8 protein-coding genes and 1 pseudogene are annotated in these 14489 nt (G+C 69.1%); 6 read left to right on the top strand and 3 right to left on the bottom strand.

Going from position 1 to position 14489, the window contains the following annotated elements:
• Positions 1-394: hypothetical protein (locus AB0G14_RS33150; RefSeq protein WP_357704323.1), on the top strand; the 394-nt coding region annotated here is incomplete at its 5' end.
• An 824-nt stretch (positions 395-1218) separates the two neighbouring features.
• Here the strand turns inward: AB0G14_RS33150 and AB0G14_RS33155 are convergent.
• The 3 genes from AB0G14_RS33155 to AB0G14_RS33165 all read right to left on the bottom strand — a co-directional run bounded on the left by AB0G14_RS33155 (position 1219) and on the right by AB0G14_RS33165 (position 9684).
• The gene (locus tag AB0G14_RS33155; protein WP_357704325.1) at positions 1219-1557 is read right to left on the bottom strand and encodes a transposase family protein; all 339 of its coding nucleotides are present in this window, start codon (positions 1555-1557) and stop codon (positions 1219-1221) included.
• Between the two features lie 46 nt (positions 1558-1603).
• Positions 1604-8272 (bottom strand): hypothetical protein, encoded by a 6669-nt coding sequence (locus tag AB0G14_RS33160; RefSeq protein ID WP_357704327.1) that lies wholly within the window; start codon positions 8270-8272, stop codon positions 1604-1606.
• Positions 8273-8703: 431 nt separating this feature from the next.
• Entirely contained in the window at positions 8704-9684 is a 981-nt protein-coding gene (locus tag AB0G14_RS33165) for a LysR family transcriptional regulator (protein ID WP_357704329.1), read from the bottom strand.
• Between the two features lie 280 nt (positions 9685-9964).
• On the opposite strand from AB0G14_RS33165, the gene AB0G14_RS33170 reads away from it, so the two are divergent.
• From AB0G14_RS33170 to AB0G14_RS33190, 5 genes and pseudogenes are all read left to right on the top strand, one after another.
• A complete protein-coding gene (locus tag AB0G14_RS33170; RefSeq protein WP_357704331.1) occupies positions 9965-10879 on the top strand; it encodes a glutamate ABC transporter substrate-binding protein in 915 nt (304 codons plus the stop codon).
• 28 nt (positions 10880-10907) lie between these two features.
• The gene (locus AB0G14_RS33175; RefSeq protein ID WP_357704333.1) at positions 10908-11570 is read left to right on the top strand and encodes an amino acid ABC transporter permease; all 663 of its coding nucleotides are present in this window, start codon (positions 10908-10910) and stop codon (positions 11568-11570) included.
• Positions 11567-12361 carry an amino acid ABC transporter permease gene (locus AB0G14_RS33180; protein ID WP_357704335.1) on the top strand — a complete coding sequence of 265 codons (795 nt, stop codon included), beginning with the start codon at positions 11567-11569 and terminating at the stop codon, positions 12359-12361. The genes AB0G14_RS33175 and AB0G14_RS33180 overlap by 4 nt, the downstream gene beginning before the upstream one ends.
• 30 nt (positions 12362-12391) lie before the next feature.
• Positions 12392-13189 carry a class II glutamine amidotransferase gene (locus AB0G14_RS33185; RefSeq protein ID WP_357704336.1) on the top strand — a complete coding sequence of 266 codons (798 nt, stop codon included), beginning with the start codon at positions 12392-12394 and terminating at the stop codon, positions 13187-13189.
• 407 nt (positions 13190-13596) lie between these two features.
• Positions 13597-14042 (top strand): annotated as a pseudogene (locus AB0G14_RS33190) (Tn3 family transposase); the annotation flags it as partial.
• Positions 14043-14489: the final 447 nt, after the last annotated feature.

Raw genomic sequence — 14489 nt, forward strand, 5'->3', positions numbered from 1 at the left:
CACTCCACAACCGGAGGCCTTCACCTGCCTACGACATCAGATCGTGTCGTCACACAATCTCGACCAACGTCCCTGGGCAGTACACCTAGAGGTCGGCCAGGACGGCTTGGCCATCACCGTCGACAACTGCTCACCGGCCCAACTCCTTGAGGTGATCAAGGAACTCGCCGTGAGCCCGCCGCCCGACCCGGTGGCGCTCGCCAGCACGGTCCGGGCCAAGATGCACGACAAGTACGACCGCTACCTCGGCGAGGAGCTGCAGAATCTCGCGTACGCCGCCCGAGCGCTCGACGTGCCCGGGGCCTGGGCGAGCCTCGCCGAACTCGCAGTCCTCCCGACGCCAGCCACCGTGGCGCCGTTGTCCGTGGCACCGAGGCGGCCCGGCCAGGTGTAACCTTCTGCCGGATGCGCGACATCGTCGCCACCAGGCTGCTTTCCGGGTATCACGCGCGTCGGCGGCCAGAGCGTCGAGAGCTGTCAGGTGCTGCAACGCCGATGGGCCCCGTTGCCTGTCTGGCATTGATCGGCAGGTAAGGCAAACGGGGGCCCGCATGCCCTGTACGGTGCAGTGATCAGGTACTGGCCGACCCCTTCGGCAGCCGGGCACGATGGGCGGGTGAAGGTGGAGCTGCTGCTGGTTGAGGACTGCCCGAATGAAGGCCCGGCCGCCGCGGTGGTGCGTCGCGCGCTCGACGAGGTGGGCCTGTCGACAGTGCGGATCACCGTCCGGGTGGTGAGCAGCCAGGCTGAGGCCGAGCAGCTTGGTTTCCTCGGCTCACCCAGCGTCCTCATCGACCGTCGGGATCCGTTCGCCCTACGGATCAGAAGGTTAGGGGTTCGAGTCCCTTCGGGCGCACAAGATCGCAAGCGCCTGACCTGCGGAAACGTGGGTCAGGCCCTTCGCTTATCTGTCCCTTGTGGACGTGTGGCTGCTCGGTGGCTGCTCGTCCGACGAGCATCCCCTATGTGTCGCCCTGTCCCTTTGAGTCTGGCTGTGTCCAGTCCTGTCGGGCGGTGGTGACGAAGTAGATCACCAAGTTCATTCACCCTGCCGACTGATGCGGTCGCGGTGGCCACCACGGCAGCTGCGGGCTGGTGTCGCGTTCGCGGCGGAGCACCTCGCCTGGGCTACCATCACCGGCCAGGCGCGGGCTGGGACGGTCGAGCCGGACGTCCACAGGGCTGCTCGAGAACCCCGGCCTGGTCAAGGCCAAGCCGCTACGCGGTCGCTTCCGGCGAGCCTTGACCCGACCGAGAACCTCGGGCAGGGACGAGCCTGCACGACCGAGGGGAACGGACGGGTACCTGGGCGACTTGTTCAGTGAACGACGTGCGCGGGCAGGCGGCTGTCGGGCAGTACCAGCGCCGTTTCCGCCAGCGCAGCCGCACCGGCCGGCCACCCACCGGCAGATCCCGCGGCCGAGTTGTGGCCCACTGCTTCACCCGAACCGCCCACTGCCCACACCCCGGGCAGCATCGTGCCTGCTCATCACCGGTGGACAGGTCCACCACCGGGATGTCCTCAGTACCAGCGACAACGGACGGTCGGACCAGCATGGACCACCGAGTTCACCGGCATTCCGGCTCGATCACTTGAGTCGGATCAGTAACTGCACGCCACGATCAGCGCGGCGAGATGGTTGAGTCGGGTTGTCGCGGACGGCAGCTGGCCGTCGCGGTGCAGAGTGGCGGCCAGCGGAGTGCCGTTCCACCAGGCTGGGTCGGTGCGGGACACCCATTCCACGCGTAGGGTCGGGTCAATCAGACACTGCACGCTCGTGATCACGTCGTCGACGCTACGGAGCACCTCCTCATCGCGGCGTTGGTCGGGGCCTCGACGGGACAGTTCCAGGACGACGGCGACCGCCGTGGCGATGACGCCTTCCACCCGTTGGCTCGTGCTGGTGCCGCCCGCCAGGACCAACGAGGCGTAATCCTCGTACGACAGCTGGTGGTCGAATACGGCGCGAAGCATGAAGCGGCCAGCATGCGGATCTCGCCATTCCGGCTCTCTACGCGTCAGGTAGGCGAACATCTGCCGGGTCGACAGGGCAGCGACGGGAGAGTGCTGGCTCCATGGGTCAGCGGTGACTGGCACCCTGGTCAGACCGGGTGCCGTCACGTGCGCGGTGTCGTGACGGGCGGCCAGCTCACGCCGCAGGAGCACTGACATCGCCGCGAGTTCCCGAGCGGCGCGGCTCTGCGCCCACATTTCCTCCAGCACCCGGTTGGCGATCCCGCGCCGGGTGCTGCTGGATTCGGCCACCCCGAGCCCGTGGCGAACGCGTTCAGAGTCGTGTCTGATCCGCTCGGCCACCTGCCATGGACCAACCTGGTCGAGCCAGGTCAGGACGTTTCCCGGCCGGCCCTCGGCGGTCACGGTCTGCTCGAGCGCGTCGAGCAGTTCGGGGCGTACGAGCCGGTCCCCGAGCTCGTCGAAGATGTCCTGTCGCTGAGGCCAGGTGTTGGTGGAGAGCCACCGAGCCAGGTCCCGTGGCAGCGGCGGGCGTGCCACTGCCCGGCTCGCCTCGACCGCCGCGGTCACCAGGTCGGCGGTCGGTCGTTCCCGGAACAGCTCGCGCCGGCCTCCCGCGCCGCGTAGCTCCCATACGGTGTCCAGGGCCACCTGGTTCTTGTCGACCGGTGCCGGCACTCGTCGCACGGTCACCACCGACGCACGATCAAGCCATGCCTCCAGCACCGGGTCGGCGTGCAGCACAGCGACGACCACGCCACGCCCGTCCCACCAGGCGAGCCGGTCCACTGCCTGACGTACCGCCGCGACGACGGAGGCGTTCTGCGGCTGCAGCCGGGGCGTGTTGACGATCACCACGTGCCGCTGCGCTCCCGCCGCCAGCACCGCCTGCGTCAGCCCGGTCAGCGCCAGCTCGTCACGGCGTCCCGGCAGGGCGCCGACGAACCAGACCCCGTCCACGGATCTGACTTCCTCGGGCATCAGCGGGTCGTCCTGGACAGGGTCGGCTACGGCGATCGCCGGATCGTCGTCCGCGTGCAGCGTCGATGCGACGGACGGCGGATCCGCCGGCGTGGACGGCGGGTCGTCCGGCGTCTGCTCTGCGCTGGTCGTGGTGTGCGGTGGCGCGACGTCGTCGTGGGCGGTCGGCGCGGCCTGCGCCACGTCGACATCCAACGACGCAATGCTCGGCGTACGCGGTGCGGGGCGCACCGGCGACGTCGACGCGACGTCCCGGGCAGGCGGTGCCGTGTCCGGCACCCTGGGCGCGACCACCTCGACCGATGCCTGGACGGGTGGGGCTTCTGTGGTGCGCATGTCGATGTTGCCGACGACCCAACGGGTTCCGCGGGGACCGTCGACCCGGATCACGGCGACGGCGACGACCTGGTATCCCGGTGTGCCGTGCCCGGCGGCCGACTCCATGGGAGTGCCGAACCGGAGGATCTCGCGTCGCTGTGCCGAGCCGCCAACGCCCTGGCCGTGGGCCGCGTCGACCCCGACGATCGGCACCGTCGGGCCGCCGGAGTTGGTGACGTCCCGAGTGAGCGGGTGGGTGTCACCGAAGGTCATCGCCGGGATCACCGACCCGGTGACGGTCGTGGTGAAGCTGTCGGTGTTGGCGTTGATGCTGTCGATGGCCACGTTGCGACTGGAACTCGCGGGCCGTGGTGAGAAGAGCGCGAACTGCAGCGACGTACCCGGCCTGCCCGCGCGGCCCAGTAACCGGCCCACTGCGGCTGGTTCCAGCATGGTGACCCTGCCCGTGCGGGCAAGGCTGGACAGGCGGACGAAGATGCCCTCCGCGGATGTGGAGTTGTGCAACTGATCGTCGTCGGCCAGGGACGGGTCGACGGTCCGAATCGCTTGGGCGAGTTCCGCGACCGCGTCGAAGTCGTACACGGAGAACGGTCGGCTCGGCCGCCAGGACGGGCCGGTCACCAGGTCACGAACTTCTGCCGGGATCTCCAGGTCGATGGCGACCGCGTCGGTGGGCGGGGGTACGACGGCGGCCGGGGCGGAACTGAGCAGCAGCGGCGAGACCCGTCGCTGGTTCCCGAGCGGGACACGAGGCGTCTCCGCCTCGCTGAAACGCAACGTGACCAGGGCCGCGAAGGTGTGGGACGACTCGCCGACCGCGCTCAGCGTCGGCAGGTTGGGCCAGGCCAGCCGGACGGGCCAGAGGAGTCCGTTGATCGCGGCCCGGCCCACCCGGACGACGAGTGCGTCGTCCAACGGCATCGAGCGTACGGCCACGCCGAGCGTGTAGGGGACGCGGTCGAACTGGGTGGTGGCGATCGTCCGTTCCCAGGTGCGGTACTCCCTGAGCGACGTCGCGGTCTGCACACGCTGGTGCTGGGTGCCGATCGTGAGGGACGGTTGCGCCTGGTGACCGTGCTGTTTGACCATCGGTGAGAAGGCCGCACTGTTGGCGACGACCCGGGTGACGCTCTGCTTGCTCGCGCCCGGGGTCGGCAGTGAGCCGCCTTCGCCGGACGAGTGGGCCAGGATGGTGTCCAGGCCCGCGTTGGACGAGGTCTGCCGGCCTCGCCGTGCCGCGAGCTGCGTGGGGTTCTCCACCGGCTGCGCGCGGAACTCGATTTCCACCAGTCGTGGCCCGAGCCACGACCGGTGCACGAAGTGGAACGAGGCGCGGCCATCAGGGCCGATGTTGATCAGTGTTCGCAGCCCGAGAGGAGAAGTGTGGTCGGCGATCCGCGATCGGACGCCGGGCAGGTACGCGGCGTGGCCGGGGCGGGTCACCCCCGGTGCCTGGGCCTCGACCAGCGCGCGGATGTGGGTGCGTAACTGCGGGCGCGAGCCCTGGGGGATCACGGCGGTGGCCACGCCGAAGCCGAGCCCTCCTCGGCCGTACACGAACCAGGAGGGCAGCGCGCGGTCGGCGATCGCGGCAGTCTGCTGCGGGTCGGCTTGCGTAACCCCGGGGATCTGCCGCAACTCCGGGTGGTTGAGCAGGTCGTTCTCGACGAGCAGGAACTCCACGGCCTCGGGTAGTTCGACCGCGATCTGCCCCTCGAAGAACGGCTGGCCCGCGAGGGTCCCAGCCGCCACGTTGCGGACGCCCTTGGTGACCGTGATGACGTAGACGGCCTTCGCCGAGAAGCGGAACACCGAGACGTCGTTCTCCGTCGTGACCCGGAACGCCATCGTGTTGTCGCTGAACGTCGTGCGGGTGTCCGTCCGCCTGAGATGGGTGTACGTCCCGGACGGTACGAACTGCGTGACGCTGCCGTAGGTGCCCGTGACCGTCGCCGGCAGCTCGTATCCGACGCTGTGCTCCGCCGTCTGCGACGATCCGTCAAAGGACTGCAGCCAGCTCTCCATGTCCATGATCCCGGGCGCGGGCAGGAGCTTCACGTCGGTCAGATAGCCTTCGACCGTCACCGACACGTCGATGCCCCACACCATGCCGTGCCCGCCGATGTTCTCGACCACGTACTGGTTGTTGAAGACCTGCAGGGCGTTGGCCGCCAGATGGTGGGGCGACACTGCCGCGTACGCCACCTCCTGCGCCATGCTCTCCGGCCGGTCCAGTGGCTCGCCGATTGCCCGCCGCTTCGCCCACGCCCACCCGGTCACCGCCGTCCCGCCGAGCCATCGCGCCATCCGGCCGTCCCACGGCCAGAGCACCAGGTCGTCGGCGGCTGGCGCGTCACCGGCCTCCTGCGCCTGTGCGGTCGCCTCGTCGGCCGGGAAAGCGCCGGGCATGGCGAGCGACCGATCCGCCTCGGCCGCACCCGGCAGCCTGCGCGGGGGCCTCACCGGCTGCATCTCCAGGTTGCCCTGCACCGGTGGCGGCACCGCCGCATCGTCGGCGGGGAACGCGCCCGGCATGCGGGGGGCTGAGACGGTCGGCTGTTCGGCGGCGGCAGCGCCGTGGCGTCCGGCACCGATGAGGTCTCTGACCACCGCACGGATCACCCGGCTGCCCTCCACCCGGTCCACATACGCCAGGCTGGGCAGCCGCAGCGCCCCGTTGCGGTAGATCACCTCGTCTGGTTGGTTCAGGCTGGCGCGATCCTGATCGGTGACACTCCGTGGTGCGGGATCCTGGTACGGGCGGATCTCCGCCGGCTCGGCGAGCGTGCGGTAGGTGGGTACCGCCAACGCGAACATTCCGTCGGCCTCAGTCGGCGAGGGTGGATCGCCGTGGCTCCACGAGATCTCCAGGCGAAACCGCACCGGCACCCGGAACGCGTGCGAACCCTCACCGGTCGGGCTGAGCGCGTAAAGCTCCTGCCCGAATCCGATGTTGGTGTCGGTGATGGTGGCGGGCCGGGAGAAGCGGGTGACGCCGCCGGAGAAGGCCTGCGACGGCCGATCCTGGTCGGCCGTCTCGACCGGGTTGGCGGGGGAGCCGGCAACGCCCCCGTTCCAGCCGAACGGCGATCGGGCGCGCCCCTCACTGGCGGGCAGCGTCGACCCCGTCCAGTTCAGCGTCTGGACGTCGGGCAGGAACAGGAAATGATCGACTCCTCCCTGGGGCTCGCCGGTGAAGCGGCGCTCGGCGACGATGCGTGCTTCGGCACGCTGGATCTCGCCACGGACCGGGAGTTCGAACACGACCGGGTAGCCACCCTCGATCATCTCGTCCACGGCGCCGCGCAGTCCCACACCGGAGCGGGCCACGTCGAGCTTGCGCGCGTTCACCAGGCGCTGCACCCTGGTCGCCTCGTCGGTCAGCCTCTTCAGCGCCGATTCGCCCTCGGGCGGCAGGAAGCCGTGCTCCGTCAGCCAGGTCTCGGCCGCTGCGAACAACGGCTCGGCACCCGTGACCCGCAACGGTGTGGTGGAGACGCCGATCGACCGGAGCTGCGCGATCTCGGGTGGCAGGTAGCGCGGCGTGGTCGGTCGCCGGCCGACGAGGTCCGCGGACGGTACCCGCAGGATCGCCCGGTGCGGCTCGCCGGACCCCAGGGGCGTCACCGGATCGGGGTGGGCCGCGGCACCGGTCGCACGGACCAGTTCCACCTCGAAGATCACGTCGACGGCCTGCGGGATCAGCGGTTTCCGCACGCGCAGCGAGTGCGAGGTGCGCGCCCCACCACCGGATCCCAGTGTGTGCGACACCTGATGCCGTGCCCCGGCCTGTCCCTGGACGGATCCGCCGGTCGGCTCGGTGCCGGGATCGGCCGGCGGTGCCGACATCCCGAAGTTTGCGAAGAAGTCGACGCCGGCCGCGTTGGTGACCTCCGCGGAACCGTCGACCCGCAGGATCCGCAGCACATGCGACTCCAACACGGCGTCCTGCGTGGCCGGACCGGTGACCTCCCGGGCGACCAACGTCGTACGCATCCGGAGGTATCCGATCACGGATCCGTCGTCGTCGAACAACAGCGGCGACGGGTGGCTTCCCACCCACGACAACGGGATGTTCGCGCGCAGGCTGTACTCGCCGAAGAACTCCCACAGGTCCCGTCTCGACGCCGTCGACAACGCCGCGAGGTGCGGCCGGAACGACGCCATGACATCGCGGAAGACCTGGTCGGCGTTCGGCACCGACTGCACGCCGAGCAAGGGCACATCGGTGCGCAGGATGTCTAGCGGCGCCGGTCGAGGCTGCTCCGCGTCCGGGAGCGGGTCCTGGACGAGATGCTTCGGGAACCACACCGTCAGCCGCTCGGCCGGCGGGCTCGCGAGGTCGGTCCACGGGCGGTCCGCATTGTCGCCCATGCGCAGCTGCCACCGCATCCGGTAGCGGTACGGCCACGAGCGCTCGCGACTACGCAACAGCGTCAGCGCCTGCACCGCGCCGGTGACCGTCGCCGAGGTCGACGTCTGGTTGTACGTCATCGTCGGCTGCACCGTCAGGGTCATCTGGCGCAGCACGCTGTCGTCGTCGGCCGGCCACTGGTGCGAGTAGGCGAACGGCAGGCGTAGGGTCCGCAGATCGCTGGTGCTGCCGCTCTCCGCCACCTCCCATCCGCCGAACGCCCAGCGCTGGAGTGTGACGGGTGGACCGTCGGGCATCTGCTCGATACCGGGGTCCGCTGCCGCCGCGTCGTGCAGCAGCACCCGCAGCCACGGGGTCTGGTCACCGTCGGCGGGACTCGACAGCGGTAGCCCGGATGTACTGCGCACCCGTGGCCACTCCGTGAGCAGGTAGTCCGAGGTGAGGCGCCGATCAAGATCAGCGCCGATGGACGCGCGTGTACCGACCGCGGCCTTCACCTGTTCGAGCAGCCACTGGACGATGCTTTCGGGCACTGTCGCGATGTGCTCGAGTCCCTGCGTTCCGTCGAACTGCGACCCGTACTGCCGTACCGCCTCGGTCATGCCCCCGGGCGTAGGTTCGGGCGCCGGCTGCTGCCCGGGCTGGTCCTGTGGCGACGTCAACCGCTGGTCCCCCTTCTTTGCCGGCGGTCCGGTCATTGGTGTGCCGCCGGGCAGCGCGACCGTTCGGCACGGCGGCGTGATGCGGTGGAGGAATACGTTTCTCGCGCATGGCAAAGCCCGGCATCACCGTCGGCGCGGAGAAACGTGCCTCAACGGCGATGCCGCTTACGGTTGGGCCGGGACGGCCCGGGTCCAGCTATGCCGTCAAGCTCAAACGGTGTTGCTACAGCCGGTGGGAATTCGACGAAGCGGCGCCGGATAAGACACCTGTTTGCATTCAGGCATGAAGGCTAGGTCCGACGACGGTTCGATGCCAGTAAGTGTGAGCCAAAGCACCTGTTAACCTGTAGGTTAAGTGGGAGTTGTGGCGCTCACGCCGCCTGCCCTCCGGGACGACCCGTGCCGACCGGAAGCGACCGCCAGCGGCGGCGGAGAGTGCGCGCGGTCGAGCGCAACTCCCGCAGCGTGTGCGCGACCGGCGCCTCGCGCAGGACCTCCGGCGAAACCAGTGCGTAGATCCGACGCTGCGGCCAGTTGGCCAGCTGTCGGACGCGGAGCCGGCTGTCGAGATGCGCCGAGATGGCCAGCTCGTTCATGAGGGTGATACCGACGCCGCTGGTGACGAGGTTCTGGATCGTGACATGGTCGTCTGCGGTGGCCACGAGCCGAGGTGTGAATCGAGCGCCCGCGCAGGCGGCGAGAAACCTGTCCCGCACCGTCTCCATGACCCACGGCTCGTCCGCCAGGTCGGCGAAGTCGACCTCGTCGGTGTCAGACGTCCCTCGGGCCAGCCAATGGTCCGCCGGCACCACCACGCACCTGCGATCGGTCATCAGAGAGACGCGGCGAAGACCGCGCTCCGCGTCAGCCGTGCCCTCGTTGGTCCAGTCGCACAGCAGCCCGACATCGATCTTGCCGGACCGCAGTAGCTGCGCGGCCTCCGGTGGTTCGACCTGGTGCACGACGAGCTGTGGCGCGGGACGTGCACCGTCGTCCGGCGCGGTCCGGGCGAGTCGATCCAGCAGGGCGGGGACCAGGGTGGCGCAGCTGCTCTGGAACGCCCCGAGACGGACGGTGTCGGCCCGTTGCTCGCTCAGCTCCCTGATCTCCGACTCGGCGGCCACAAGGGCGGCCCGCACGATGTCGGCGTGGTCGGCCAGCCGGCGGCCGACCTCGGTCAGCACGATTCCTCGCCCGGCCCGCATCACCAGGGGCGCCCGGGTGGCCCGTTCGAGCAGCCGCATCTGATAGCTGATGGCCGGCTGGGAGTAACCGAGTGCTTTGGCCGCCGCCGTGTACGAGCCGCACCGCGCCACCTCGGCCAGGATAAACAACTGATGCGCGTCCAACACGAGTCAAATCATAAAGATCACTTATGAATGCTCGGTGACGTTTTGATTGGACGTTCCACCGGCATCGGTCCGATGCTTTCTCCGCAGCCAAACCGGCCGGCGCAGCCATTCAGTGACCGGAGGTATTCGCCGACCGTCCGGCCCCACGTTCATCCGGACACACCCCCGAGCAGTTCCGGACACACCCGGAGGAGAAACACACATGGAATCATCCACCGCCCTGGCCGCACGCGGCCATCGCCGGCCCGCTGGCCGGCGGGCAGTCGTCCTGGCCACCGCGGTGGCGCTGGCCACCGCCATCGGCGTGACGGCCGGATGCAGCTCGGCCGCACTCCCGACTCCACCCGGCACCGCGGCGTCCGAAGGGGGAGCGGGCAGCGAATCCATCGAGCAGATCCTGGCTGACGCCCCCGTCGCCGACCCAGCCGACCTGCCCGCGGGCAGCCGGATGGCCACCATCAAACAGGCGGGCACACTGCGCGTCGGCGGCACCACCACCGCCGCCCTGTTCTCGTTGAAGGACCCGATCACCGGAAAGACGACCGGCTTCGACGCCTATCTGGCCCAGCTCCTGGCCAAGTACATCACCGGAACGCCGTCAGTCGAGCTGGTCCAGGTCACGGCGCAGACCCGGGAACTGTTGCTGCAGAACGGCACCGTCGACGCGGTGCTCGCCACCTACACCATCACGCCGGCCCGCGCCGAGAAGATCAACTTCGCCGGACCCTACTTCAACTCGGGCACCTCCATCCTGGTCAAGAAGTCGGAGACCACCATCACGTCGCCGTCCGACCTGGCCGGCCGGACGGTCGTGACCCAGAGCAACTCGACCGCCGTCAACACGCTCGAGCAACTCGTGCCGGACGCGAAGCTGCTCCTGCTCGAAACCAACGACCAGTGCGTCCAGGCGCTTCGCCAGGGCCGAGCCGACGCGTACGTGCTCGACCAGGCCATTCTCGTCGGTAACGCCGAGCGCGACCCGCAGGTCAAGATCGTTGGCCAGCCGTTCACCGAGGATCCCTACGGGATCGGACTGCCTCCCGGCGACGCGCAGTTCAAGACGTTCGTCAACGGATGGCTGACGAAGCTCATCGACGCCGGCCTGTGGGACCGCGTCTGGAAGGCGTCCGTAGGCACCGCGATCGAGGGCGAGCCGCCCGCACCACCGGTCATCGGCTCCGCAGCCGGAAGCTGAGAGAACGTCAGTGCAGTACGTGTCGGAGATGGCTGGGATCTCACTGTTCGACGGCGCGCTCAGCCACCTCGGCCGGCTGGGAGCCGGCCTCCTGGTCACCGTCGAACTCACGGCAGCCTCGTTCGCCGGCGCCATGGTCCTGGGCACCCTCCTGGCGGTCATGCGGATCGTGCCGGTGCCGCTGCTGCGGTTCTGCGCCGGCACCTACGTGCAGTTCATGCGCAACACACCGCTGCTGGTCCTGCTGGTCCTGTTCGTCTTCGGGCTGCCCGAGATCGGAATCCTGTACGACCTGTTCTGGACGGTCACCACCGCGATGGCGATGTACGGGGCCGCCCTCGTCGCCGAGACGATCCGGGCCGGCATCCGAACGGTGCCACCCGGCGAGGCCGAAGCCGCACGGGCGCTGGGCATGACCACGGCGCGCAGCCTGCGCCACGTCATACTTCCGCGCGCGTTCCGGTCCATGGTCCAGCCCCTGGGCAACATCTTCATCGCGGTCGCCCTGAGCAGCTCCCTCGCCGCAGCGGTCGGGGTCACCGAGCTGACCGGTGAAACCGACCTGATCAACCTGGAGTACGCCGACGCCGGACCGACCTTCCTGATCAGCACCGGGCTCTACCTGGTACTGACCCTGAGTATCGGATTCGTCACCGGACTCCTGGAGAAGAAGGTGGCGATCGGACAATGAGCGTCCACGAGCACGCCCTGTTCGACCAGCCCGGTCCCCGCGGCCGGCGCTGGATCCGACTGGCAACCGCAGGCACCACCGTGCTCCTGGCCGGACTGCTCTGGCAGGCCATCACCGAGTTCCATGCCCACGGCCAGCTCGACCTCGCCAAGTGGATGCTCTTCGGGCAGTGGCCCGTCATGACCTTCCTACTCCGGGGCCTCGCGGCGACCCTCTTGGCCGCCGGCGTCAGCGCCGTCATCGCGGCACCGCTCGGGTTCCTGGTCGCGCTCGGCCGGCTGTCCCGGCGACGCGTCATCCGGTGGCCAGCGGTGGCATACATAGAAGTGTTCCGTGCGGTGCCGGTCCTCCTGCTGCTGTTCGCCTTCCTGATCCTGGCACCCCGATTCGGGCTCCGGCTTCCGATCTTCTGGCAACTGGTCGTGCCGATCGTGATCTCGAACGTGGCCGCCCTGGCCGAGATCTTCCGTGCCGGCATCCTGTCGATCGACAAGGGACAGACCGAGGCCGGACTGTGCATAGGCCTACGCCCGGCGACCACCATGCGACTGGTGGTGCTCCCACAGGCCCTACGCCGCATCGCCCCGGCGCTGGTGACGCAGTTCATCCGCCTGCTCAAGGAGAGCACGCTCGGCTACGTGGTGAGTTTCCTCGAGCTGCTCCACGCGGGCAGGGTGCTCGGCGAGTACACCCACGCCCTCATCCAGACCTACCTCGTGATGACCCTCATGTTCGTCGCGGTCAACGCATTGCTGTCGTGGCTCGCCGCGATCCTGCAGCGGCGAAGCTGACTACACGCTCTACACAAAGGAAGTACGCACGTGTGCCGTCTGTTGGGTGTAGTTGGCGCCTCCGCCGGTCGCCTGGCCGATTTGCTCGCCACCGAACTGCCCGCATTCACCGAACTGTCGACCGACCACTGCGACGGCTGGGGCGTGGCCCACTGGCACGGCGACGAACTCCGCGTCGACAAGGAGCCGACGTCGGCCCGTACCAGCGTGGGATTCACCGACGCCCTGGGCCGGATCACGACGGACGCCGCCCTGCTGCACATCAGGCTGGCCAATCCCGGTTCACCCCTCGTCCTGGCCAACACCCACCCGTTCCGGTCGGCGACGGTCGCCTTCGCCCACAACGGTGACTTCTCCCCGGCCGGCGCCATCGACGAGTTACTCGCACCACCGCTGCTCGAAGCGGCGGTCGGCACGACCGACAGCGAACGATTCTTCCTCCTGGTCAGGCAGCTCCTACAGCGGACCGACCCGGCGACCGCGCTGAGCTCGGCCGCAGCCGCGGTACGACGCCGCGCCACCCGCTACAGCGGACTTAACTGCCTGCTGCTCACGGAACGGTCGTTGTACGCCTACGCCGACCACGACCCGGACTCCGCCGTCAGCCGACGTCGCGGCCCCGGGTTCTTCCCCCTCAACTACCTCGTCGAGCCCGGCCGGGTGGTGATCGCCTCGACCGGCTGGGACCAGCCCACCCCACCCTGGAACCAGCTGGACCAGCGGCAGGTACTCGAGGTCCGCCGCTCCGATCTTCGCGTCTCCCGGCACCTGGCACGGCCCGGCTCGCCCCCGGTCGCATCCAGGGAGAGTGCGAGAGGGATCCGATGAAGGCGAAGGTGATCGAACCAAACTGGCCGGCGGCGAGGGCCGGAAGATCCTGGGCCAGCACGGCGCCTGGCCCTGTTCGACGCTCGCAACACGCTGCCCTGGCCGTGCGTCCCGATCGCGGCCAGCCGCACCGGCGATGAGGTCGACGCCGGCGAGATCGACGCTTGCGGGCGCTTCAGCTCAGACGATGACACCTGCGCCGTATGCGGCGATGAACACTTCGTGGTTGGCATCACGCCGGATCACGAGTGGACCAACGGTATCTGACGGGCGGGGTCCGAATCTCATTCTGTGGTCGCCGGGGGCGTAGTTGGACCAGGTGGTGCCGGCCTCGGTGGCGCGGCGGGCGCTGGTGGCGTGGTGATAGCCGAGCGCGGTCGCGACGATTGGGGCGGGCAAGTCGAGGTGCGGCCCGGGCCCGCGCTCGGACGGAGACGTGGTCGCGGGTGCGGCACCTGCTCACCGAGCGGCGGTGCGTCGAGCTGGACCTGCTGGTCCCGGACGCATATCTCGGCCGGACGCCGCTATCCTGGCTGGATGTGGGCCGACGTCGTCGAGCCCGGTAGCAGCGAGGGCGGAGCTGGAGAAACTGGCCTACCTGCGGCGCCTCGATGCGCACACCGTGGGCTTGTCGATGCTGTCGGCGGAGCGACGCCGGTTCCTGGCCGGGGTCGGGCGGCGGTTGAACGGGCAGGCGTTGCAGCGCCGCGAGCCGGAACGCCGGCACCCAATCCTGCTCACGCTGCTGGCGCAGTCGGCCGTTGACGTGCTGGACGAGACGCTGCTGCTGTTCGACCAGGCGATCAGTGGGCGGGAGGCGGCGACGAAGCAGAAGGTCGCCGAGGCCTTGGCGAGCGGGCCCATCCCCGCGCCACGACTCCGCAACGCCCGCAAATCTCCTTCAATTCGACCGGCCGGTCCACCACCCACGATGCTGGCCAGCTGCGCTACCGGAACCAACGCCACCAACCCACGCTCGTACCAGCGCTGCGCCCACCACCCGAACCAACCGGACGCCGCAACCGCGCCCGTCGCACCCACCAGCCACCGCAGACTGTGCTCATCTATTGTGGGGAACCACGGCGCCTCGCTACCAGTCGCCGCGTTCACGACAATCGCCGCCACAGCCACAGCCACAGCCGTCGCCACCGCAGCGCCAGTCAGCCACGACAAACCGCGGCAACCGACGCACCGGTCCCACCCTTAGAGGGCGTCTGATTCACGTATTTTGTGAGTGATGCCGCCTTCAGATGTCTCGCCAGGTTGGGGTGGTTTCGTCGGCGACGCGTTTGGTGAGGTT

Source organism: Micromonospora sp. NPDC023814, from assembly GCF_040639595.1.
Taxonomy (GTDB): Bacteria; Actinomycetota; Actinomycetes; order Mycobacteriales; family Micromonosporaceae; genus Micromonospora.